Genomic DNA, 23,425 nt, shown 5'->3' with positions numbered 1-23,425 from the left:
CGTCAAGATCGCCCCGATCCGAACCCCCACATCGCATCAAGGAAATACCGATGAGCGCAATCGTAGAAGTCATCGCCCGCGAGATCCTGGACTCGCGCGGTAACCCGACCGTCGAAGCGGACGTGCTGCTGGAAAGTGGTGTCATGGGCCGCGCTGCCGTCCCGAGCGGCGCCTCCACCGGCGAGCGCGAAGCACTGGAGCTGCGCGACGGCGACAAGGGCCGTTACCTGGGCAAGGGCGTGCTCAAGGCTGTCGAGCACGTCAACACCGAGATCTGCGAAGCCATCATCGGCCTCGATGCCTCCGAACAGGCCTTCATCGACCGCACCATGCTGGAACTGGACGGCACCGAGGACAAGGGCCGCCTGGGCGCCAACGCCATCCTGGCTGTATCCATGGCCGTGGCCAAGGCCGCCGCCGAGGAAGCCGGCCTGCCGCTGTACCGCTATATCGGTGGCTCGGGCCCCATGGCCCTGCCGGTCCCGATGATGAACGTCATCAATGGCGGTGAGCATGCCAACAACAGCCTGGACTTCCAGGAACTGATGATCGTGCCGGTTGGCGCACCGACCTTCCGCGAAGCCATGCGTTACGGCGCCGAGGTGTTCCACACCCTCAAGAAGATTCTGCACGACAAGCACCTGCCTACCCAGGTCGGTGACGAAGGCGGCTTCGCTCCGGACGTGGCCAATGCCGAAGAGGCGCTGGAAATGATCAAGGCCGCCGTCGAGAAGGCAGGTTATGTGTTCGGCAAGGACATCTGCATTGCGCTGGACTGCGCTGCCTCGGAGTTCTACGACAAGGCCACCGGCAAGTACGTGTTCAAGAAGAGCGACAAGCGCGAGCTGACCTCGGCCCAGATGGTCGACTACCTCGAAAGCCTGGCCAACAAGTACCCCATCGTCTCGATCGAAGACGGCATGGGCGAGCGCGACTGGGACGGCTGGAAGCTGCTGACCGACCGCCTGGGCAGCCGTGTGCAGCTGGTGGGTGACGATCTGTTCGTCACCAACAGCAAGATCCTGGCCGAAGGCATTGCCAAGGGCATCTGCAACTCCATCCTGATCAAGGTCAACCAGATCGGTTCGCTGTCGGAGACCCTGCAGGCCGTGGACCTGGCCAAGCGCAACCGTTACACCTCGGTAATGTCGCACCGCTCAGGCGAAACCGAGGACAGCACGATCGCCGACCTCGCCGTGGCCACCAACTGCATGCAGATCAAGACTGGCTCGCTGAGCCGTTCGGACCGCATGGCCAAGTACAACCAGCTGCTGCGTATCGAAGAAGAACTCGGTGATGCCGCCTATTACCCGGGCCGCGCCGCCTTCTACCAGATCAAGCAGTAAACTGGCAGGCAGTCAGCAGTGACAAGGGGGTGACCAATTGGTCACCCCCTTGTTTCTTTGCCCTCTCGCCATATCACCCCGTACAATCTCGGCCATGCGCATTCTCGCCGTCCTTCTCGCCTGCATCGTTGTCCTGCTCCAGTGGCCACTCTGGATCGGCAAAGGCTCGTGGCTGAAAGTCTGGCAGATCGAATCGCAACTGGCTGAGCAAAAGGCCCAGAACGCCAAGCTGCAAGCGCGCAATGACGCGCTGGATGCCGAAGTACGCGACCTCAAGACCGGTAGCGACGCCATCGAGGAACGTGCCCGCAACGAGCTGGGCATGGTGCGGCAGGACGAGGTCTTCTTCCAGATACTGGAAAGTCGCCCCAGCACCTCGCCTGCAACGCCGCCGGCCCAATCGCCCGTGCCTGCCCCTACGCCGACCGACACGCCGCCTGCCGTACTCCCTGGCACCGCCGTCGGGGCTTCGCCCAGCGCGCCTGCAGCCCGGTAAAATAACGGCATGCCGCCGTTTGACCCCAAACCCATACTTGCCAGCCTCCCCAACCTGCCGGGCGTCTATCGCTATATCTCGCCCAAGGGAGACGTGCTGTATGTCGGCAAGGCCATCGACCTCAAGCGCCGCGTCTCATCCTACTTTCAGAAGAACGACCAATCGCCACGCATCCGCTTGATGCTGAGCCAAGTGGCGGACATCCAGACCACGGTGGTTCGCTCCGAGGCCGAGGCCCTCATCCTCGAAAACAACCTGATCAAGGCCCTGGCGCCGCGCTACAACATCCTGTTCCGCGACGACAAGAGTTACCCCTACCTGATGCTGAGCGGCCACCAGCACCCACGGCTGGCCTATTACCGCGGCGCACTGGACAAGCAGAACCAGTACTTTGGCCCCTTTCCCAACGGCTACGCGGTGCGCGAGAGCATCCAGCTCTTGCAAAAGGTGTTCAAGCTGCGCACCTGCGAAGACACCGTCTTTGAAAACCGCAGCCGACCCTGCCTACTGTTCCAGATCAAGCGCTGCAGCGGCCCTTGTACCGGTGAGATCAGCGATGAGCACTACCGCGACGATGTGCGGCATGCTACCCAGTTCCTCAATGGCAAGGCCAATGAGCTGATCGACGCGCTGGATGAGAAGATGCGCCTTGCTGCAGCCGCCTGGCAGTTCGAGGAGGCCAGCATCTATCGAGACCAGATTCAGGCCCTGGCCAAGGTGCAGGAAAAGCAGTTTGTCTCCAGCAATGCCAGCGAGACCGATGCCGACATCGTGGCTTGCGTCGTGGAGCAAGGCCTTGTGTGCGTCAACCTGGTGATGATTCGCGGTGGCCGCCATGTGGGTGACAAATCGCTGTTCCCCAGCCATGGCGAGGACTACGACGTGCAGGGTGCCCTGGAAGCCTTCCTGGCGCAGCACTACCTGGGCCGCAACATCCCACCGGTGATCGTTTGCAACAGCAGCGGCGACAATGCCACCCTGATCGAGCTCCTGACCGCCCAGGCCGGCCGCAAGGTCGCCATCGTCGCCAACCCGATCGCCGAGCGACGGGTCTGGCTGGAAATGGCACTGAAGAATGCCCAGCTGGCCATAGGCCAGCGCCTGTCACTGGAATCCACCCAGTTGAACCGGCTGCAGGCCTTCCAGGAGGCCTTGCAGTTACCTGACTCCGCGCAGCGCATTGAGTGTTTCGACATCAGCCACACCATGGGTGAGGCCACCGTCGCCTCCTGTGTGGTCTACGACCGGCTGGGCATGCAGCCCAAGGAATACCGGCATTACAACATCACCGGCATCACGCCCGGCGATGATTACGCTGCCATGCGCCAGGTGCTGACCCGCCGCTACGGCAAGATCGCTGCCGGGGAGGGTGCCGCCCCCGACGTGATCCTGATCGACGGTGGCAAGGGCCAGATCGGGGTGGCGGTCGAGGTCATCGAGGAGGTCGGCCTGATGGATGCACTACTGGTCGGCGTGGCCAAGGGTGAGACGCGCAAGCCCGGCCTTGAGCAACTCGTTGTTCCATCCAGAAACGAAACGCTACAATTGCCGCGCGATTCGGCCGCCCTGCACCTGATCCAGACCATACGCGACGAAGCACACCGCTTCGCCATCACCGGGCACCGCGCCCGACGTGGCAAAGCCCGGGTTTCGTCCAGCCTGGAGGATATTGCAGGTATCGGCGCCAAGCGGCGCCAAAAGCTGCTGACGCGCTTTGGCGGCCTGCAGGGCGTCAAGGCAGCCAGCATCGACGATCTTTGCCAGGTCGATGGCATCAACCAGGCGCTGGCCGAAAAAATCTACAACGCCTTACATTGAAACTGCTTACGCGGCCCTCCGCCACATGCCTCTAAATCTTCCCAACCTGCTCACCTGGGCACGCATCCTGATGATTCCGCTGATCCTCGGGGTCTTCTATCTGCCCGATGCCTGGATGCCCGTGCTCTGGAAGAACCTGGCAGGAGCCGCGCTCTTCATGCTGGCGGGCATCACCGACTGGTTCGACGGCTGGCTGGCCCGCAAGTGGGACCAGCAATCGCCCTTCGGTGCCTTTCTCGACCCGGTGGCGGACAAGCTCATGGTGGCGGCCGCGCTGATCCTGTTGGTACAGTTGGAACGCGCGGATGCCTGGCTCGCCGCCATCATCATCGGCCGCGAGATCACCATCTCGGCCCTGCGTGAATGGATGGCCCAACTCGGCTCGAGCAAGAGCGTGGCGGTCTCCTTCGTCGGCAAGCTCAAGACCACAGCCCAGATGGTGGCCATTACCGTGCTGCTGCTGCACGAAAACTTCATTCCGGGCATCGATACCCAGCGCCTGGGCTCGATCTGCCTGTTCGTGGCGGCACTACTGACCCTCTGGTCCATGGGCTACTACCTGCGCATGGCTTGGCCGCAACTGAACAGCAAACGCTAACACTGCCAGAGGGCTCTGAATCAGCCATCGTCATAGCGCCCGGTATAGCCGGGCGCTTGTCATTTCGGCTTAGCCGCACTCCGTCACCAACGGATTCCATATCGGCGCCGCTACGCCGTGGGCGTCAGGTTGCCGGTGCATGCGACCGCGTGATATGGTCGTTATCCCCCGAATCGCAACCGGCTGTGAAGAACGATGGCCCAGACCCTCTACGACAAGCTTTGGCATAGCCATGTGGTGCACGAAGAAGCTGACGGCACCGTCCTGCTTTATATCGACCGTCACCTGGTACACGAAGTCACCAGCCCACAGGCCTTCGAAGGTCTGAAGCTGGCTGGCCGCAAACCCTGGCGCATCTCCTCCATCGTCGCCACGGCCGACCACAACACCCCGACCGACCATTGGGAAGAAGGCATCAAGGATCCGATCTCACGCCAGCAGGTCGAGACTCTGGACGCCAACATCCGTGAAGTCGGTGCGCTCGCCTACTTCCCCTTCAAGGACAAGGCCCAGGGCATCGTCCATGTCGTCGGCCCGGAGCAGGGCGCCACACTGCCCGGCATGACCGTGGTCTGCGGTGACTCGCACACCAGTACCCACGGCGCCTTTGGCTGCCTGGCCCACGGCATCGGCACCTCCGAGGTCGAGCACGTACTGGCCACCCAGACCCTGGTCGCAAAGAAATCCAAGGCCATGCTGGTCAAGGTCGAGGGCAAGCTGGGCCTGGGCGTGACCGCCAAGGACATCGCCCTGGCCGTGATCGGCAAGATCGGCACAGCCGGCGGCACCGGCTACGCCATTGAATTTGGTGGTTCCGCCATCCGCGGCCTGAGCATGGAAGGGCGGATGACCCTCTGCAATATGGCGATCGAGGCCGGTGCCCGCGCCGGCATGGTGGCCGTGGACCAGACCACGCTCGATTACCTCGTCGGTCGCCCCTTCGCCCCCAAGGGCGAGCAGTGGGAGCAGGCAACCACCTACTGGCGCACGCTGGTCAGCGATGAAGGTGCCAAGTTCGACGCCGTCGTCGAGCTGCAGGCCGAAGCCATTGCGCCGCAAGTCACCTGGGGCACCTCGCCCGAGATGGTCGTCACCATCGCCGATCGCGTTCCCGATCCGGCCCAGGAGCAGGATGCCACCCGCAAGACCGGCATGGAGCGTGCGCTCAGCTATATGGGCCTGAGCGCCAACACGCCCATCACCGACATTGCGGTCGACAAGGTCTTCATCGGCTCCTGCACCAACTCCCGGATCGAAGACTTGCGTGCCGCAGCTGCCGTGGTGAAGGGCCGCACCAAGGCCGCCAACGTCAAACTGGTACTGGTCGTGCCGGGTTCTGGTCTCGTCAAGGTACAGGCCGAATCGGAAGGCCTTGACAAGATTTTTACCGCCGCCGGTTTCGAATGGCGCGAGCCGGGTTGCTCCATGTGCCTGGCCATGAACGCCGATCGATTGGAGCCGGGCGAGCGCTGCGCCTCGACCTCCAACCGCAACTTTGAAGGTCGGCAAGGGCAGGGCGGTCGCACCCACTTGGTCAGCCCGGAGATGGCCGCCGCCGCCGCCATTGCCGGCCACTTCGTCGACGTGCGCAGCTTCGCCTGAGCCACGGTACCGAAACAAGGATACGCAACGCCATGAAACGACTCTCGTTGATCGCCCTCCTGCTGCTGACCGCGCTGCAACTCACTGCCTGCAACACCATGCAAGGGGTGGGCAAGGACATCAAGAAGGGCGGCGAAGCCATCGAAAAGGCCGCCAGCAAGTAGCCGAAACCGGCCGCCCGACCAAACGCCGGGCGGCGTAAAGCGAGACATCATGCAAGCCTTCACCTCTATCAACGCGCTGGCCTGCCCTCTGGACCGGGCCAATGTCGATACCGACGCGATCATTCCCAAGCAGTTCCTGAAGTCGATCAAGCGTTCCGGCTTTGGCCCCAACCTGTTCGATGAATGGCGCTACTTGGACCACGGCGAGCCAGGCATGGACAACAGCGTGCGGCCGTTGAACCCGGATTTCGTGCTCAACCAAGCGCGTTACGCCGGTGCCCAAGTGCTGCTGGCGCGCGAGAACTTCGGTTGCGGCAGCTCCCGCGAGCACGCCCCCTGGGCACTCGAGGACTACGGCTTTCGCGCCGTGATCGCGCCATCGTTCGCCGATATCTTCTTCAACAACTGCTACAAGAACGGCCTCTTGCCCATCGTGCTGACGGCCGAGATCGTAGACCAGTTGTTCCAGGAGTCCCTGGCCCAGCCCGGTTACCGCCTGGCCATCGACCTTGCCGCGCAGACCGTCAGCACACCTGGCGGCCAGTCCTTTAGCTTTGAGATCACCGCCCACCGCAAGCACTGCCTCCTGAACGGGCTCGACGAGATCGGCCTGACCCTGAACCACGCCGACAAGATCAAAGCCTTCGAGGCCACCCGGCGCCAGCAGCAACCCTGGCTGTTCGGCTGAGCGAGGCCAGCATGGGGCGCCGGTCCAGCCGACTTCGCGCCGCCTTGCTGGACATGCTGCAACGCCATCCCTGGCTGACCTTTCTAGCGATGGGCGTGTGCTTTCTGGGTTTTGGCGTGTCTTCCCTGAATCTGGTCCAGGTACTGCGGGCCAATCTGGACCTGTTCTTGGACTATGGCTGGCAAGCGGCCCAGGACGGTGCACTGCGGCAACTGCTGGAACTGGCAGTATCGAGCTACCTGGCGCTGGCCTGCTGGCTGGGCTTCAAGTGCTGCGAAAAGCTGCTGGTAGACCGATTGACCACCAAAGTGGACCCCGACTGATATGTTGCCGACCACACTGAGCGAGTTGGAAGCGCTACGTCTGGAATGCCGGACCCTGGTACGCCAGCGCGCCGGCATCTCGGCCGGCGCCGCCGTCATTCCCGTGCCCGGCATGGACATGATGGCCGACGTGGTGGTGTTCTCCACCCTGCTCGAAACCATCAGCAGCCGCTTCGGCCTCTCCCAGGCCGAGCTCGCCAAGCTTGACCACAACACACGTAAATACATTCTGCTGACTGCCGGACGGGCGGGCAGCGAACTGATCGGCAAGCTGGTTACCAAGCAGCTGGCCAAACTGATACTGAAAAAAGCCGGGGCCCGCCTGATCGGCAAGACCCTGCTGCGTTTCGTACCCATTGCCGGCCAGGCTGTGGCCGCGGGTATCAGCTACGGCGTCGTCACCCGGCTGGGTGACGCGCATATCGAAGATTGCTACCAGGTAGTACGAGCCCTGCTCGAACAAACCAAGACTCCAGAGGGACAACCATGAAAATCGCCATTCTTCCCGGTGACGGCATCGGCCCGGAAATCGTTGCGCAGGCCGTGCGCGTGCTGGACCAACTGAAGGCAGACGGCCTGCAGTTCGAGACCGTGACCGTGCCGCTGGGCGGCGCCGCCTACGACCAGTATGGCGAACCCTATCCCGACGCTACCCGCGATGCCGTCCGCGCGGCCGACGCCATTTTGCTGGGTGCGGTTGGCGGCCCGCAGTACGACACGCTGCCGCGCGACAAGCGCCCCGAGCGCGGCCTCCTGGCCATACGCAAGGACCTGGGCCTGTTCGGCAACCTGCGCCCCGCCATGCTCTACCCGGAGCTGGCCGGTGCCTCCACCCTCAAGCCCGAGGTAGTTGCCGGCCTCGACATCATGATCGTGCGCGAACTGACTGGGGATATCTATTTCGGCCAGCCGCGCGGTATCCATGTCAACGCCGCCGGCGAGCGCGAGGGTTACAACACCATGCGCTACAGCGAATCGGAAATCCGCCGTATCGCCAAAGTAGCCTTCGATATCGCCCGCAAGCGGGGCAAGAAGCTCTGCTCGGTCGACAAGGCCAATGTGCTCGAATGCACCGAATTCTGGAAAGAGATCGTCACCGACGTTGCCCGCGAGTACCCGGACGTCGCACTGAGCCATATGTACGTCGACAACGCCGCCATGCAGCTGGTGCGCAACCCCAAGCAGTTCGACGTGATCGTTACCGGCAACATTTTTGGCGACATCCTGAGCGATGAAGCCTCCATGCTGACCGGCTCCATCGGCATGCTGCCCTCGGCATCGCTCGATGCCAACAACAAGGGCCTCTACGAGCCTTGCCATGGTTCGGCTCCGGATATCGCCGGCAAAAACTTGGCCAACCCACTGGCCACCATCCTCAGCCTCGCCATGATGATGCGCTACACCTTTGCCCGCGAAGACATCGCCAGCCGTATCGAAGGTGCCGTGCAGACCGTGCTGCGCCAGGGTTACCGGACTGCCGACATCTACGAGGAAGGTACCCAGAAGGTCAGTTGTTCGGCCATGGGCGACGCCGTGGTTGCCGCCCTCAAGCAATAAGTCATTCTTATAAGAACTATAAGCAGGGATAGCATTCCGCAATGGCTTGGCCTTGCGCAGAATCCATCCCTGCCGCAACCCTGGCGATTTGCCCCTGACGCATCCGTCATGCGGTAAACTGCTGATTCCTCAACTCGAGGCTTTGATGGCGTATTGCGTTTGGCCCATTGCCAAAGCTGCCAGCAAGTATTGCCGATCCAGGGTATGAGGCTTCACTTAAAAACTGGATCATAGGAAACGCAATCATGTTGAAAGTCGGTTTGGTCGGTTGGCGCGGAATGGTGGGCTCCGTGCTGATGCAAAGAATGCGCGAAGAAAATGACTTCGCGCTGGTAGACCCCGTATTCTTCACCACCTCGAATGTTGGCGGTGCCGGACCCGATGTGGGCCGCGGCAGTTCCCCGCTGAAGGACGCCAAGTCCGTTGCCGACCTCAAGGGCATGGATGTCATCATCACCTGTCAGGGTGGTGACTACACCACCGAGATCCACCCGCAGCTGCGCGCTGCCGGATGGAATGGCTACTGGATCGACGCCGCCTCGACCCTGCGCATGGAAGAGCAAGCGGTTATCGTGCTCGACCCGGTCAACCTCGATGGCATCAAGACTGCCATCGCCAAGGGTGACAAGGACTTCATCGGCGGCAACTGCACCAACTCCATCCTCTTGATGGGCGTGGGTGGGCTGTTCAAGGCCGGCCTGGTGGAATGGGTCTCGTCCATGACCTACCAGGCCGCGTCCGGTGGCGGTGCCCAGCATATGCGCGAGCTGCTGACCCAGATGGGTGCGCTCAACGCCTCCGTCGCCCACCTCTTGCAGGACCCGGCCTCGGCCATTCTGGAAATCGATCGCCGCGTGGCAGAGACCATGCGCGCTGACAGCCTGCCGACCGATCACTTCGGTGCGCCGCTGGCGGGTAGCCTGATCCCCTGGATCGACAAGCAGCTCGACAACGGCCAATCCAAGGAAGAATGGAAGGGTCAGGCCGAGGTCAACAAGATCCTGGGCAACAGCAAGCCCATCCCGGTCGACGGCCTGTGCGTACGCATCGGCGCCATGCGCTGCCACAGCCTGGCGCTGACGCTCAAGCTGAACCGCGACCTGCCGCTGACCGAGATCGAATCGCTGATCAAGGGCACCAACCAGTGGGTCAAGTTCGTGCCCAACGACCGCGCGATTACCGTCAAGGAACTGACTCCGACCGCGGTGACCGGCAAGCTCGACATCGCCGTGGGCCGCGTACGCAAGCTGAACATGGGACCGGAGTACGTCTCTGCCTTTGTCTGCGGCGACCAACTGCTGTGGGGTGCGGCCGAACCGCTGCGCCGTACGCTGCGCATTCTGCTGGACAAGTAAGTCCAGCAAAAAACACTTCAGTATCAAAACCTTGCGGCCCGGCGTTCACACGCCGGGCCGCATTTTTCCCGACACCCTCATGCTGCCATCCATCGAACACCGCATTGCCCAGGAACTCAACTGCCACGCCGGCCAGGTCAACGCCGCCGTCGGCCTGCTGGACGAGGGCGCAACCGTGCCCTTTATCGCCCGCTACCGTAAGGAAGTGACCGGCGGGTTGGACGATACCCAGCTACGCCACCTAGAAGAACGGTTGCGTTACCTGCGTGAACTGGAAGAACGCCGTGCGGCGGTGGTGGCCTCGGTACAGGAACAAGGCAAGCTCACCCCTGAGCTGCATGCCGACTTCCTCAGTGCCGACAACAAGCAACGCCTGGAAGACCTTTACCTGCCCTACAAGCAGAAGCGCCGCACCCGCGCCCAGATCGCCCGCGAGGCCGGCCTGGCACCGCTGGCCGAGGCCCTGCTCGGCAACCCGTCGCTCAACCCCGAGGCAGAGGCAGCGTCCTATGTCGACCCTGAAAAGGGGGTCGCAGACAGCAAGGCGGCACTGGATGGTGCCCGCCATATCCTGATCGAGCAGTACGCGGAAGACGCCGGCCTGTTGGGCGAGCTGCGCGAGCTGCTGTGGAGTCGTGCGGAATTGGTAGTCAGCCTGGCCGACGAGGCCAAGCGCGAGGAGGGCGCCAAGTTCGCCGACTACTTCGACCACCGCGAACCACTGTCGCGTGCGCCTTCGCACCGCGTGCTGGCCATCTTGCGTGGCCGCAATGAAGGAATTCTCAACTTCACCCTGCTGCTGCCCGAGGATGCCGACTTGCCGGCAGGTCGCGCCAGCGCCGGTGAGGCTCGCATCGCGCTGCGCTTCAATATCCGAGATCAGGGCAGGGCGGCTGACCGCTGGCTGCTGGACGGTGTACGCCTCGCGTGGCGTGCCAAGATCTTCCTGTCCTTGGAGGTCGAACTGACCAACCGTATCCGCGAGGCAGCCGAGACCGAGGCGATCAAGGTCTTTGCCAGCAACCTCAAGGATCTGCTGCTGGCCGCGCCTGCAGGTCCCCGTGCCACGCTGGGCCTGGACCCCGGCCTGCGTACCGGCGTGAAGGTGGCCATCGTGGACCGTACCGGCAAACTCGTAGCCACCGACACCATCTATCCGCACGTACCACGCAACGACTGGGAAGGCAGCCTGCATACCTTAGCCCGGCTCGCCAAGCAGCATCAGGTCGAGTTGATCGCCATCGGCAACGGCACCGCCAGCCGCGAGACCGACAAGCTGGCCGCCGAACTGATCAAGCGCAACCCCGAACTCAAGATGCAGAAGATCGTCGTCTCCGAGGCCGGCGCCTCCGTGTACTCGGCCTCTGAACTTGCCGCCAAGGAATTCCCCGAACTGGATGTGAGCCTGCGCGGGGCGGTGTCCATCGCCCGCCGGTTGCAGGACCCACTGGCCGAGCTGGTCAAGATCGACCCCAAGGCCATCGGCGTAGGCCAATACCAGCATGACCTGAACCAGGGCGAGCTGGCCCGCTCGCTGGATGCCGTGGTCGAGGACTGCGTGAACGCCGTCGGCGTGGACGTCAATATGGCCTCCAGCGCGCTGCTCGCGCGCGTCTCCGGGCTCACCCCGACCCTGGCAGCCAACATCGTTGCCCATCGCGATGCACATGGCGCCTTCCATAGCCGCCAGGACCTCAAATCGGTGCCTCGCCTGGGTGACAAGACCTTCGAGCAGGCTGCAGGCTTCTTGCGCATCATGAATGGCAACAACCCGCTCGATGCCTCGGCGGTGCACCCGGAAGCCTACCCACTGGTTGAGAAGATCCTGCTCAAGAGCCGCCGCGAGGTGAAGTCGGTACTGGGTGACTCAAGCTTCCTGAAGCAGCTCAATGCCGCCGAGTACACCGACGAGCGCTTCGGCCTGCCCACGGTACGCGACATCCTGGCCGAACTCGACAAGCCAGGCCGTGACCCACGCCCCGAGTTCAAAACCGCCAACTTCCAGGACGGCGTCGAGGACATCAAGGACCTGCAACCCGGCATGATCCTCGAAGGCGTGGTCAGCAACGTTGCCGCCTTTGGCGCCTTCGTTGATATCGGGGTACACCAGGACGGGCTGGTGCACGTCTCAGCGCTCTCCACCAAATTCGTCAAGGACCCGCGTGAAGTGGTCAAGGCGGGCGATGTGGTCAAGGTGAAGGTGCTGGAGGTGGATGTGAAGCGTCAGCGGATTGCGCTGACCATGCGGCTGGCCGATCAGCCCGGCAGCAGCGAGCCCCGTGGTGGCAACCGCGGCCCGGCCCCGGTGGGCAAGCCTCGCCAGGACAAGCAGCCCCAGGCGGAGACGGCCATGGCTTCCGCCTTTGCTGCGCTAAAGCGCTGAGACTGTCACAACGTCGCAATACCGCTGCCTGACAGTGTTGACCTACCGAAGCACCGCGCCCCTGGCGTCGCGCGGCGCTTCGGTGCATACTGAATAATTACCGATCGCAACGTTTCAATAGTTAATGACTATTGACATGTTGCAAGGATTCAATTGGACGTCAGGCTGCGCGCAGCCTAAATTCGAACGTCTTTGTCCAACCTCATTCAGGAGAACCGAGATGGCCGTACTCGTTAACAAGCAAGCGCCGGACTTCACCGCAGCCGCCGTACTGGGCAATGGTGAAATTGTCGAGAACTACAACTTCAGCGCCGCCACCAAGGGCAAGTACGCCGTGGTCTTCTTCTACCCACTGGACTTCACCTTCGTGTGCCCGTCGGAGCTGATCGCCTTCGACCATCGCATCGAAGAATTCAAGGCCCGTAACGTTGAAGTGATCGGCGTGTCCATCGACAGCCAGTTCACCCATAGCGCCTGGCGCAACACTCCGGTGGACAAGGGCGGTATCGGTGCCGTTCGCTACACCCTGGTGGCCGACGTCAAGCACGAGATCTGCAAGGCCTTCGACGTGGAGCACGCCGATGGCGTCGCCCTGCGCGGCTCCTTCCTGATCGACAAGAACGGCGTGGTACAACACCAAGTCGTGAACAACCTGCCGCTGGGCCGCGACATCGACGAAATGCTGCGCGTGGTCGACGCCCTGCAGTTCACCGAAGAGCACGGCGAAGTCTGCCCGGCCGGCTGGAACAAGGGCAAGGCTGGCATGAAGGCTGACGCTGCCGGCGTGGCCAAATACCTGGCCGAGAACGCCAGCGCCCTGTAATTGGCGCCGCGCTGTACCCAGAACCCCGCGCAAGCGGGGTTTTTTATTGTCTATCCAAGCTGCCAGCCAGCAGCTAGATTGCAGGCATGGATATCAAAACAAAGCAGCACAGGGCACTGGGGTACAAAGTATGGGCTGCGGCCTTGCTGCTTGCAGGTAGCCTGCAGGCGCTGGGCGAGGTGAGGCAGCTGGACACCCTGGCGCTCAGCATCTCCTCGCTGGAGAATCCCTTCTACGTTGCCCTGGTCAAGGGTACCGAGCTTGAGGCCAAGCGCATCAACCCGGCGGTGAAACTGACCACCCGGGTCAATGAATATTCGGTCGAGCGCCAGATAAGGCATATCCATGAGTTTATCGAGCAACGCGTTGATCTCTTGCTGATCAATGCCGCGGACTATCACGGCCTCAAGGATGCGGTAGCAGCAGCCCGGGCTGCCGGCATCATCGTGGTCGCCGTCGATGTCACGGCCGAAGGCGTCGATGCCGAGGTACGGACCGATAACCGCCAGGCAGGGGAGTTGGCCTGCAGCTATCTGGCCAGCGCGCTCAAAGGGCAAGGCCGCGTCGTCATCCAGAATGGACCGCAGATCTCGTCGGTCATCGAGCGGGTAGCCGGCTGCCACAATGCCTTGCAGGCCTACCCCGGCATCAAGGTGCTATCGGACAACGAGGATGGCAAGGCCTCACGCTGGGGTGGCATGCAACTGATGCAGGCGCAGTTGCAACGCTTCCCTGAGCTGAACGGGGTTTTCACCATCAATGACCGCCAGGCCGTCGGCGCCGACCTGGCCGCCCGGCGGGCGGGGCGCCGCTTGTTGATCACCTCGGTGGACGGGGCGCCGGACGTGGAAAAGGCCTTGCAGTCCGATAGCCTGATCCAAGCATCTGCAAGCCAGGATCCCTACGAGATGGCCAGCCAGGCGGTGCAGATCGGGGTCGCGCTATTGCAGGGCCGGCAGGCGCCGCGGGTCAAGCTACTACCAACCAGCCTGGTCACTCGTGACAATGTCCGCCAGTACCAAGGTTGGCAACGCAGGACTCGTTAGCTCTGCAGGTAGGCGCTATCGTCAAAACTCTCCACCCATTGCGGACGGTAGATCACCAGTACCGCCATCACCATGCCGGTAGTAAAGGCCTCTGACCAGCTGAACAACAGGTAGTAGGGCAGGGCCTCTGCCAAGAGATAGGCCAGCGTGTAGCTACCGCTGAGCAGGTGAAACAGCAGCAACGACAAGGCTGCCGCGCAGAAACTCAGGGCCGCCCCGAAAAAAGCATTGGCAAAAAAATAGCTGAAGTAGTTCGGCGGCAGATGGCGCCGGCTAAGCGGTAGCAATGTCGCAGCCAGCAGCACGGGCGGCACCCCACCCAGCAGCCAGCTCCAGCCGGCCGCCAACCAATCACCGCTGCCGTTGGCGCAGCTGGCCAGGACCACCGCCGCCATGCCGAGCAATGCCTTGTCCCGCCCGGCAATCAGGGTCAGCGCCGATGCGCCGAGCAAATGGAAGCTGAGTCCCGGCTTGATGCTGGCAGCAAACTGCCAGAGCACCGCAATCAAGGTACTAGCGCCCAGCCAGCCAGTCAGCTGGGGCTGGCTTAGTCGCCTCCAGGGAACGCGCCCGCTGGTCCACAGCAAGCCACACAGCGCAAGGCCATTACCGGCCCAGAGCAGGACCGGCGGAAAGAGCTCGGCGCGCAGCTGCATCGGGATCTGCTCAGAAGCTACGGTTCACAATGTCCGCCAGCAAGGGCAACTTGCCATGGAAGAAGTGACCGGCCCCCGGCACCACCACAATGGGCAGGCTTTGCGGGCGGGCCCAGTCGAAAGCCGCCTGCAGCGGCGCGACGTCATCCTCTTCGCCATGCACCACCAGCGTGTCGGCCGGCACACCAGGGAACTGCCACTTGCTGGTAGCCGGGGCGATCAGCACCAACCGCTCAATCTCGCCATCCGCCAGCCGGGCACGCAGCTGCGTCTGTACAAAGGTACCGAAAGAAAAGCCGGCCAGCACGATGGGCAGACCAGGATGGGCAGCGCGAGCATAGGCCAGCACCGCCGCCATATCGTCCACCTCACCGGCGCCAAAATCGTGCGTGCCTTCGCTTTTGCCCACCCCCCGCAGGTTGGGGCAGTAAGCCACATAGCCCTGGCGGGAAAAGACCTTGGCCAGGGTCTGCACCACCTTGTTGGTGTTGGTGCCGCCCTGGGTCGGGTTGGGGTGGGCCACCAGCACGACGCCGCGCGCGCCTTCATCCCAGGCGCTATCGAGCATCAGGGTATCGAGGCCACCGGCTGGCCCGGCGATGGTGATGGGCTGAAATTGGGGGGACTTCATGATCAGATCTTCAGCCGCGCCACTTCACGGCCGTTGACCAGATGCTCCTGGATGATTTCCTCGACGTCTTCCTTGTCCACGTATTGGTACCAGACATTATCGGGATAGATCACCATGACCGGGCCGAGCGCGCAGCGGTCCAGACAACCGGCCTTGTTGGTGCGGACCTTGCCTTCACCTGCCAAGCCCAGTTCCTTGACGCGGTTCTTGGCGTAGCTGTGCATCTCGCTAGCGCCAAAGTCGTTGCAGCAGCTCTCACCATTGGGGCGTTGATTGGTGCAGAAGAAGACGTGGTGCTTGAAGTAGCTCATCGATTAGCCTCTGGATAGGCCCCGAACCGTTTGGTCATGGGTCGGGAAAGTTCGATAGGCAGGCCTGCCTACGGCAGACCTCACCAGGCTCAGTGTCGGGTTGCGGCCTGCGGCAGCTCGGTCGGCAGCGGGAAGTAGGGCAGATTGTCCTTCACGGTGGGCAAGAGTTCGGTCAGCACACGGATATCGTCGTGGTGACACTCACGCAGCAGCTCGACCATCATGTGCTGGACAGCATCGACCCGGTCCAGCGGTCCCAGCGGCCAGATAAAGCCAGCCCATTCCTCACCGTTCTTCTCGGCGCCCAGCGTCACCCGCAGCTCGCCGCTGTCATGGCTGGAGAGAACCGCCACTGGCGTCTCGCCGGCTTCGCGCAGCTTGCGCAAAGTATTGCTGGCAAAGACCTGGAAGCGGATCTCCTGCTGCGCCACCCGGCCATCATCCAGCGCGGCAAGCCAAGTCTGCGGCGCGCGTGGCAAGGGGAACAGCGTCATGGCATCGTGCTTGAGCTGGTTGCTCAAGAGTTTGGTCAGCGCCATGGCCCAGGCGCCAGACGCTGCATTGAGCTGCACCACCGGTGCTTCGTCCGCCGGCTGCATGGCCACGCCCACCAGGTAGCGCAGATAGACGCCATCACCATCCACCTGGACCGGAGCAGGCGTGAAGTCATGCGGCAGGCCGCCGGAAGCGTATTGCAGCACATCGCGCCAGCGCGCCAGCTGGCTGGGATTGATCGCCAGCAATTGGTCACGGTCAAGCAGCTTGCCGGAGAGGCTGATCTCGGCACCGGCACGGAACAAGCCTTGCTCGGTCAATAGATCCTGCACGGCTGCCACATCGGGCAGTTGCCCTTCGATCACATGCTTGCCCCGCACACCGGCCACCAACACCAACGGTATGGCGAACAGCACTGCATGCCTTGTACTGCCGGCGGCCGGCCGCTCAACCGCTACCCGCAGGCGCTCATTCAAGAGACGCACCACCGCCATATTGGGTGCCGTCTGCAGAGCCATCTCAATGGCAGCATCGTCTCCGGCCTCCAAAAGAGAGTGCAGCGCTTGATCCAGGGCAGACTCCGCCGCCACCAGGCGACCGAGGTTGCGCTCATTGAGCAGCTGGCTGGCCAGCGTATGCAAGTTGGCGGGCTCGCCGCCATAGCGACGAGGATCGGGCAGAAGAGGAAGGGCTTGCATGGACGGAGAATGAGGGGAAATCAGCAAAAGCCGATTATACCCCGTTCACCCAACTGAGCACCGGGGCCATCCCTAAGGAAGCGCGGCCAAGAGATTCCCGCGGCAGCGCCCCCAAGGCGGCCCAAGCACCCCATCGAGAGCAGTCCGGATTTGTGAGACTTCGGAAATTCGCAGAACGGTACGACAGTACAAATAATATTTGACACTATCGTACCAATAAAAGAAGATACTAATATCGATGAGTGCAAGGTGCACCTATTCGATGTTTCTCCTCTATTCTCCTTTGTATCTTTGATGGCCAGGCCCTATCGCCTGGCCGTTTTTTTGTCTACTTGCCCCGCTCCTACGCTGCGACAGCATCGATTCATTCAAGCGCTTGCTTTAGAATATAAGGACAGACTGTATACAAGCAGCTCAAGGAGACGACACGCATGTCCATCAGCAAGGCCTTCAGCAGCACGCTGGATTGGTTTATCCCCGACACCATCCGCCAGAACCCGCTCGATCTCAGCCGCGCCCGCAACGTCGTCAGCGCAGCCCTCCTGGCAGCGATCTTCGTACCGATCTTCGCCATCAACTATTTCAAGCTGGGCCACACCGCCATGGGCGGCGGCATCCTGACGGCTGGCGCACTGATGCTGAGCGCAGCCTTCCTGATGAAGCTCACCGGCCTGCTCCCCCTGGTGCGCGAATATGCCATTGCGGTGTTCTTTGGCATGGTGGTGTGGATGTGCTATGTCAATGGCGGCATCGAATCCTCTTCCGCTCCCTGGTTCCTGCTGGTCCCCATCACCTCCATGTTCATAGGCGGCAAGAAAAGCGGCATGTTCTGGAGCGTCTGTTCGCTGCTGGCCATCGTGCTGTTCTTTGTTGCCAACCGGCATGGCTGGGCCTTGCCGGCCAGCCCGCTGGGACCGGAACTGCATCCTCAGCTACAGTTCCGCTCGCTCATTGGGCTGACCATCGTCATCTTCCTCTTGGCGCTCGTGTTCGAGTTCGGCAAGCTCAAGAGCGTGGAAAAGGCAGAACTGGCGCTGGAACAGGCAGAGCAGGGCCGTACGGCCATGCAAGCGATGCTGGGCCAGGTGACCGGCGCCATCGGTACCGCCTCGCGCGAGACAGCGCAGATCAGCCAGCGTACCGCTTCCATCAGCCAGACCATGCAGCAGCAAGCCAGCGAAGTGGACCAGATGGCGCAGACCGTGGACCAGATCGCTACGCTGACCGTCCATAGTGCGGAGCAATCGCAGCAGGCCGCCCAGGAAGCCGAACAGGCCGGCCGCTTGGCCAGCGAGGGTGGCCAGGCCATGAACCGTACGCTTGCCAACCTGACCAAGGCGACCACGGTGGTCAGCGATTCGGCCGACCGGATCGAGCAGTTGGCCCATAGCAGCGATGAAATCGGCGGCATTGTTCAGGTGATACGCGAGATTGCCGACCAGACCAATCTGCTGGCACTCAATGCCGCCATCGAGGCAGCCCGCGCCGGTGAGCAGGGCAGGGGCTTCGCGGTAGTGGCCGACGAAGTTCGCAAGCTGGCTGAACGTACCCGTGCAGCAACCCATGAGATCGAAACCAAGATCGGCGCCATGCTCACCAGCACTGGCGAGGCCATGGCTGCCATGCAGGAAGGCAAGCAGCGCATGGGCGAGATCAGCAGCAGTGCTGGCGAGGCCAGTCAGCATCTCGATCACATCATTGCCGGCGCAGAGCGGGTCAACAGGCTGATCGGCGACGTGGCCCGCCATGGCGCGCGCCAGTCTGGCCAATTCCAGGCCATCGCCAGCGACATCTCGACCTTCCGCGCCAGCATGGTGGAGGCTAGCGGCTCGGCCGAAGCCATCGCCCGTGCGGTGGGTACGCTGGACAGCACCATGCGCAACTTGGACAGCACGATCCAACGTTGACCATCAGACCGCAAAAGAAAAGCCGCCCAAGGGCGGCTTTTCTTTTGCTGATCCAATACAGGCCAGGCTTATAGTTTGGCGGCATGCTCACGCGTGGCATGGAACCGGACTTTGGGCCAGCGCTCCTCAGCCAGTTGCAGGTTCACACGGTTGGGCGCCAGGTAGGTCAGGTTGTCGGCAGCATCGCGGGCCAGGTTGAGCACCAGGCTCTTCTCGAAGTCCGCCAGCATGCGCGCATCCTCGCAGCTGACCCAACGGGCACTATGGATGGCACAGCTCTCAAATACGGCATCGACACCGTATTCGTTCTCCAGCCGGCTCTTCACCACTTCATACTGCAGCACCCCCACGGCCCCGAGAATGATGTCAGCGCCACTAAGCGGTTTGAATACCTGCACGGCACCTTCTTCACCCAGCTGTTGCAAGCCCTTTTGCAACTGCTTGAGCTTGAGCGGATTCTTGATCCGCACCGTACGGAACAACTCCGGTGCAAAGTAGGGGATGCCGGTAAAGGACAGTTTTTCACCCTCGGAGAAGCTGTCGCCGATCTGGATATTGCCGTGGTTAGGCACGCCAATGATGTCGCCGGCGTAAGCCTCTTCCACCTGCTCACGGCTGGCAGCCATAAAAGTCACCACCGAGTTGGCCGCCACATCGCGATCCAGGCGTAGATGCTTCATCTTCATGCCGCGCTCGAACTTGCCTGAGCAAACGCGCAGGAAGGCAATCCGGTCGCGGTGCTTGGGGTCCATATTGGCCTGGATCTTGAATACGAAGCCGGAGAACTTCTCCTCATCAGGCTTGACATCGCGTGCGGTCGCATCACGGTGCTGCGGCGCCGGCGCCCACTCGATCAGCGCGTTGAGAATCTCGCGCACGCCGAAGTTGTTGATGGCGGAACCGAAGAACACCGGGGTCTGGGTACCGGCGAGGAAGGCCTCGAGATCAAACGGATGGGAAGCACCGCGGACCAGCTCAAGCTCCATGCGGGTCTGTTCGATCTCGAGCGGGAAGAGTTCGTCAAGACGCGGGTTGTCGATACCCTTGATGATCTCGACATCCTCGATGTCACGCTCCTCGCCCGGCGAGAACAGCAAAATCTCATCCTTGAGGATGTGATACACGCCACGGAAGGTCTTGCCCATGCCGATGGGCCAGGTGATAGGCGCGCACTGGATCTTGAGCACGCTCTCCACCTCGTCCAAGAGCTCCAGCGAATCCCGCACCTCACGGTCATACTTGTTCATGAAGGTGACGATGGGCGTATCGCGCAAGCGGCAGACGTTGAGCAGCTTGATGGTCTGCTCTTCCACGCCCTTGGCCGCGTCGATCACCATTAATGCGCTATCCACTGCCGTCAGTACGCGATAGGTGTCTTCCGAGAAGTCCTGGTGACCGGGGGTATCGAGCAGATTGATGACATGCTCACGGTATTCGAACTGCATCACCGAGGAGGCAACCGAAATACCGCGCTGCTTCTCGATCTCCATCCAGTCGGAGGTCGCAAACTTGCCCGTCTTCTTGCCCTTGACAGTACCCGCCATCTGGATGGCACCCGAGAAATACAGCAACTTCTCGGTCAAGGTCGTTTTACCGGCATCAGGGTGGGAGATGATGCCGAAGGTACGCCGACGAGCGACTTCCTGAGCAATGGGCGACATGGCTAGCTGCCTGAATTCAATGAGAAAAGGGCGCGATTGTAGGCCAGTGCACGATTAAAGTCGATTTGCCCTTGCTAGCGCCGCCGGCACATGGCGACAACAAGCCCGCAAAGCGGCTTGGTCACGCCTGCCAGGTTGGATAGACTAAAGGTAGACCTTCTTCACCGACCAGTCCTCTCGGAACCATGCGCCGACTCGCCCTGATCCTCGCCTTGCTCGGCCTGTTCTGTCCCATGGTACAAGCGGCCAAGCAGGTCACTTTCGTCTCGACCGACTACCCGCCTTATTTCAGCGGCAAGCTGGCAGAGGAGGGGACCGTCGCTGCGGTCAGCCGTGCCGCCTTCAAGGCCGCCGGCTACGACCTCAAATTGGTCTTCCGGCCCTGGGCCCGCTTGCTGCAGGAAGTGCAGGCCGGCAAGTACGACGGCGTGGTCGCCGTTTGGTACCAGGCCGACAGGGAGCGCTACCTGGCCTATTCCGCCCCCCTGTTGGACACTCATATCGGCTTTTACGGCCGCCGCGAGCAGGCGCTCGATGTCGGCAATCTGCAAGGCCTGCAGACCCGTTTGATCGGTACGGTACGTGGTTACGCCAATCCCCCGGCTTTTGAGGCCGCCGGCTTGCGTACCGAAGAAGCAGTCGATGACCTGACCAATCTGCGCAAGCTCGATGCCGGTCGCCTTGACTTGGTGCTGATCGACAGGGCAGTCGGCAATTGGCTGCTACGCAACGACCTGCCGGCGGCCATGGCGCGGGTGACCTGGCTGGAGCCCCCGGTCCTGACCATGCCGCTCTACCTCGGCATAGCCAAACAAAAACCCGGCTACCAAAAGCTACTGACCGACTTCAACCAGGGTATGGCAGAAATACGCCGCAACGGCGAATACGATCGCATCATGCGGCGCCTGCCCCTGACGCCCTGAGCCGCCTCTGCTTCATAGGCCGGCCCAGAGCCACAACCCTTACTGCTCCCCGAGCCGCTTCTTCTCCAATACGTCCCAGCGCTCCATCTTCTCGACCACCAAGAGGTCAATCTCTTCGATACGAGCTTGCCAGGTAGCGGCATCAACCGGCGCATTGCGGTAGACGTTCGGGTCCAGGAGGCGCTCCTGCAGCTCGGCCTGCTCCGCTTCGAGCGTCTCGATTTCGCCAGGCAGCTGGTCCAGCTCACGGTTCTCATTGAAGCTCAGCTTGACCGGCTTGGCGGTGCGCGTCGGAGCGGGTGCCGGCTTGGCCGGCTCAACCTTGGCGGGAGCCTTGGCGTTGGCCTGCATACGGCTGCGGGCAATCACCCAGTCGTCATAGCCACCGGGGTTCTCGATCAGCTTGCCATCGCCCTCGAAGGCAATGACCTGGGTCACCACATTGTCGAGGAAGGTCCGGTCATGGCTGACCAGGAAGACCGTACCGCTGTAATTGGCCAGCAGCTCCTCGAGCAACTCCAGCGTTTCGATATCGAGGTCGTTGGTCGGCTCGTCCAATACCAGGATATTGGCCGGCTGGGTAAAGAGGCGGGCCAACAGCAGACGTGCCCGCTCGCCGCCTGAGAGCGACTTGACGGGGCTGCGTGCACGCTGCGGCGCGAACAGGAAGTCCTCCAGATAGCTGATCACGTGCTTCTTCTCGTTGCCGATCACCACGTAATCGCTACCCGGGCTGATCACGTCGCAGATCGCCACATCCTCAGGCAGCACCGAGCGGAACTGGTCGAAGTAGGCAATCTCCTGTTTGGTACCTTGCTGCACCGTGCCACTGTCGGGCTGCAGCTCGCCCAGGATCAGCTTCAGCAGGGTGGTCTTGCCGGCACCATTAGGGCCGATCAGGCCGATCTTGTCGCCACGCAAGATGCGGGTGCTGAAGTCGCGGATCAATACGCGGCCATCATAGGCCTTGCTGACATGCTCCAGCTCAGCGATCAGCTTGCCGCTGCGCTCGCCCGCATCCAGCGAGAACTGGACATTGCCTACCCGCTCGCGCCGCGCGGCACGGTCGCGGCGCAGCTGTTCCAGACGCCGTACGCGGCCTTCGTTGCGAGTACGGCGGGCCTTGATGCCCTGGCGTATCCACACTTCTTCCTGGGCCAGGTATTTGTCGAACTTCTGGTTCTCCACCGCCTCCTGAGCCAGCATCTCGGCCTTGCGCTCCTGGTAGATGCTGAAGTTGCCGGGGAAGCTGCTCAAGCGGCCACGATCGAGCTCGATGATACGGTTGGAGACATTGTCCAGGAAACGGCGGTCATGGGTGATCAAGAGCACCGCGCCGGCAAAATTACGGATCAAGCCTTCCAGCCATTCGATGGCCGACAGGTCCAGATGGTTGGTCGGTTCATCCAGCAGCAGCAGCTCAGGCTCGGCTACCAGGGCGCGGGCCAGGGCCACACGCTTCTTCCAGCCGCCAGAGAGCTCACCGACCTTCTTCTCGGCAGGCAGGCCCAGATTGCTCAGGGTGCTCGCCACCAGGGAATCGAGCCGCCAACCATCGCGTGCTTCCAGCTCGTGCTGCAGATCCATCAGCCGCTCCAGCGCAGCCGGGTCGCTCTCGGCCGCAATAGAGGCGGCATGGTAGTCCTTGAGGATCTGCTTCAGATCGCCCAAGCCGTCGGCGACCGCCTCGAAAACCGTCATCGCCGGGTCCATGGGCGGCTCCTGCGGCACGTAGGCCACCCGCTGGGTGTTGGACACCCGGATGACGCCATCGTCCAACTTGGCGACGCCGGCAATCGCCTTGAGCAGCGAGGACTTGCCCGCGCCGTTACGACCAATCAAGCCAACCCGTTCACCAGGCTCAAGCACGAAATCGGCGTGATCTAGCAGGGGGACATGACCAAAGGCCAAGCAGGCATTTTCAACAATCAGGACAGGCATGGA

22 protein-coding genes are annotated in these 23,425 nt (G+C 62.1%); 16 read left to right on the top strand and 6 right to left on the bottom strand.

Going from position 1 to position 23,425, the window contains the following annotated elements; genetic code table 11:
* The first annotated feature begins 50 nt into the window (after window positions 1–50).
* The 14 genes from eno to VIM95_RS01355 all read left to right on the top strand — a co-directional run bounded on the left by eno (window position 51) and on the right by VIM95_RS01355 (window position 14,199).
* The gene (gene eno, locus VIM95_RS01420; protein ID WP_331982013.1) at window positions 51–1,346 is read left to right on the top strand and encodes a phosphopyruvate hydratase; all 1,296 of its coding nucleotides are present in this window, start codon (window positions 51–53) and stop codon (window positions 1,344–1,346) included.
* Between the two features lie 94 nt (window positions 1,347–1,440).
* On the top strand, window positions 1,441–1,842 hold the full coding sequence (gene ftsB / locus VIM95_RS01415) for a cell division protein FtsB (RefSeq protein WP_331982010.1): 402 nt from the start codon (window positions 1,441–1,443) through the stop codon (window positions 1,840–1,842).
* A 9-nt stretch (window positions 1,843–1,851) separates the two neighbouring features.
* Window positions 1,852–3,660 carry an excinuclease ABC subunit UvrC gene (gene uvrC, locus VIM95_RS01410; protein WP_331982007.1) on the top strand — a complete coding sequence of 603 codons (1,809 nt, stop codon included), beginning with the start codon at window positions 1,852–1,854 and terminating at the stop codon, window positions 3,658–3,660.
* Window positions 3,661–3,685: 25 nt separating this feature from the next.
* Window positions 3,686–4,258 carry a CDP-diacylglycerol--glycerol-3-phosphate 3-phosphatidyltransferase gene (pgsA, locus tag VIM95_RS01405; RefSeq protein WP_331982004.1) on the top strand — a complete coding sequence of 191 codons (573 nt, stop codon included), beginning with the start codon at window positions 3,686–3,688 and terminating at the stop codon, window positions 4,256–4,258.
* Between the two features lie 195 nt (window positions 4,259–4,453).
* On the top strand, window positions 4,454–5,860 hold the full coding sequence (gene leuC, locus VIM95_RS01400; RefSeq protein WP_331982001.1) for a 3-isopropylmalate dehydratase large subunit: 1,407 nt from the start codon (window positions 4,454–4,456) through the stop codon (window positions 5,858–5,860).
* A 32-nt stretch (window positions 5,861–5,892) separates the two neighbouring features.
* Window positions 5,893–6,024 (top strand): entericidin A/B family lipoprotein, encoded by a 132-nt coding sequence (locus VIM95_RS01395; protein WP_331981998.1) that lies wholly within the window; start codon window positions 5,893–5,895, stop codon window positions 6,022–6,024.
* Between the two features lie 49 nt (window positions 6,025–6,073).
* On the top strand, window positions 6,074–6,712 hold the full coding sequence (gene leuD, locus VIM95_RS01390; RefSeq protein ID WP_331981995.1) for a 3-isopropylmalate dehydratase small subunit: 639 nt from the start codon (window positions 6,074–6,076) through the stop codon (window positions 6,710–6,712).
* An 11-nt stretch (window positions 6,713–6,723) separates the two neighbouring features.
* The gene (locus VIM95_RS01385; protein ID WP_331981992.1) at window positions 6,724–7,035 is read left to right on the top strand and encodes a hypothetical protein; all 312 of its coding nucleotides are present in this window, start codon (window positions 6,724–6,726) and stop codon (window positions 7,033–7,035) included.
* A 1-nt stretch (window position 7,036) separates the two neighbouring features.
* The gene (locus VIM95_RS01380) at window positions 7,037–7,525 is read left to right on the top strand and encodes a hypothetical protein (protein WP_331981989.1); all 489 of its coding nucleotides are present in this window, start codon (window positions 7,037–7,039) and stop codon (window positions 7,523–7,525) included.
* Window positions 7,522–8,592: a 3-isopropylmalate dehydrogenase gene (leuB, locus tag VIM95_RS01375; protein WP_331981985.1), complete on the top strand. Its 1,071-nt coding sequence runs from the start codon at window positions 7,522–7,524 to the stop codon at window positions 8,590–8,592. The genes VIM95_RS01380 and leuB overlap by 4 nt, the downstream gene beginning before the upstream one ends.
* Window positions 8,593–8,837: 245 nt before the next feature.
* Window positions 8,838–9,947: an aspartate-semialdehyde dehydrogenase gene (asd, locus tag VIM95_RS01370; protein ID WP_331981982.1), complete on the top strand. Its 1,110-nt coding sequence runs from the start codon at window positions 8,838–8,840 to the stop codon at window positions 9,945–9,947.
* Between the two features lie 79 nt (window positions 9,948–10,026).
* Window positions 10,027–12,330 carry a Tex family protein gene (locus tag VIM95_RS01365; protein ID WP_331981979.1) on the top strand — a complete coding sequence of 768 codons (2,304 nt, stop codon included), beginning with the start codon at window positions 10,027–10,029 and terminating at the stop codon, window positions 12,328–12,330.
* Between the two features lie 220 nt (window positions 12,331–12,550).
* Complete coding sequence (locus VIM95_RS01360) at window positions 12,551–13,153, top strand: peroxiredoxin C (protein ID WP_331981976.1); 603 nt, start codon at window positions 12,551–12,553, stop codon at window positions 13,151–13,153.
* Between the two features lie 86 nt (window positions 13,154–13,239).
* Window positions 13,240–14,199 (top strand): ABC transporter substrate-binding protein, encoded by a 960-nt coding sequence (locus VIM95_RS01355; RefSeq protein WP_331981973.1) that lies wholly within the window; start codon window positions 13,240–13,242, stop codon window positions 14,197–14,199.
* Here VIM95_RS01355 and VIM95_RS01350 read toward each other — a convergent pair.
* The 4 genes from VIM95_RS01350 to VIM95_RS01335 all read right to left on the bottom strand — a co-directional run bounded on the left by VIM95_RS01350 (window position 14,196) and on the right by VIM95_RS01335 (window position 16,990).
* Window positions 14,196–14,855: an energy-coupling factor ABC transporter permease gene (locus tag VIM95_RS01350; RefSeq protein ID WP_331981970.1), complete on the bottom strand. Its 660-nt coding sequence runs from the start codon at window positions 14,853–14,855 to the stop codon at window positions 14,196–14,198. The genes VIM95_RS01355 and VIM95_RS01350 overlap by 4 nt on opposite strands.
* A gap of 10 nt (window positions 14,856–14,865) precedes the next feature.
* Window positions 14,866–15,486, bottom strand: a complete 621-nt coding sequence (locus VIM95_RS01345) for an alpha/beta hydrolase (RefSeq protein ID WP_331981967.1) — start codon at window positions 15,484–15,486, stop codon at window positions 14,866–14,868.
* A gap of 2 nt (window positions 15,487–15,488) precedes the next feature.
* On the bottom strand, window positions 15,489–15,797 hold the full coding sequence (locus VIM95_RS01340) for a (2Fe-2S) ferredoxin domain-containing protein (protein ID WP_331981964.1): 309 nt from the start codon (window positions 15,795–15,797) through the stop codon (window positions 15,489–15,491).
* A gap of 89 nt (window positions 15,798–15,886) precedes the next feature.
* A complete protein-coding gene (locus VIM95_RS01335) occupies window positions 15,887–16,990 on the bottom strand; it encodes a hypothetical protein (RefSeq protein ID WP_331981961.1) in 1,104 nt (367 codons plus the stop codon).
* A gap of 431 nt (window positions 16,991–17,421) precedes the next feature.
* Between VIM95_RS01335 and VIM95_RS01330 the strand changes: the two genes are divergently transcribed.
* A complete protein-coding gene (locus tag VIM95_RS01330) occupies window positions 17,422–18,897 on the top strand; it encodes a methyl-accepting chemotaxis protein (RefSeq protein ID WP_331981958.1) in 1,476 nt (491 codons plus the stop codon).
* 68 nt (window positions 18,898–18,965) lie between these two features.
* On the opposite strand, the gene VIM95_RS01325 is transcribed toward VIM95_RS01330, so the two are convergent.
* Window positions 18,966–20,558, bottom strand: coding sequence for a peptide chain release factor 3 (locus VIM95_RS01325; RefSeq protein ID WP_331981956.1), 1,593 nt, complete (start codon window positions 20,556–20,558; stop codon window positions 18,966–18,968).
* Window positions 20,559–20,743: 185 nt separating this feature from the next.
* On the opposite strand from VIM95_RS01325, the gene VIM95_RS01320 reads away from it, so the two are divergent.
* Window positions 20,744–21,481 (top strand): substrate-binding periplasmic protein, encoded by a 738-nt coding sequence (locus tag VIM95_RS01320; RefSeq protein WP_331981953.1) that lies wholly within the window; start codon window positions 20,744–20,746, stop codon window positions 21,479–21,481.
* Between the two features lie 39 nt (window positions 21,482–21,520).
* Here VIM95_RS01320 and VIM95_RS01315 read toward each other — a convergent pair whose 3' ends face one another.
* Window positions 21,521–23,422 carry an ATP-binding cassette domain-containing protein gene (locus VIM95_RS01315; RefSeq protein ID WP_331981950.1) on the bottom strand — a complete coding sequence of 634 codons (1,902 nt, stop codon included), beginning with the start codon at window positions 23,420–23,422 and terminating at the stop codon, window positions 21,521–21,523.
* Window positions 23,423–23,425 lie beyond the last annotated feature (3 nt).

Origin of the sequence: Chitinimonas sp. (genome assembly GCF_036568685.1) — a bacterium.
Classification (GTDB): domain Bacteria; phylum Pseudomonadota; class Gammaproteobacteria; order Burkholderiales; family Chitinimonadaceae; genus Chitinimonas.
The sequence above is the reverse complement of the archived record's forward strand: the minus strand, read 5'-3'. Positions and strand labels throughout refer to the sequence as shown.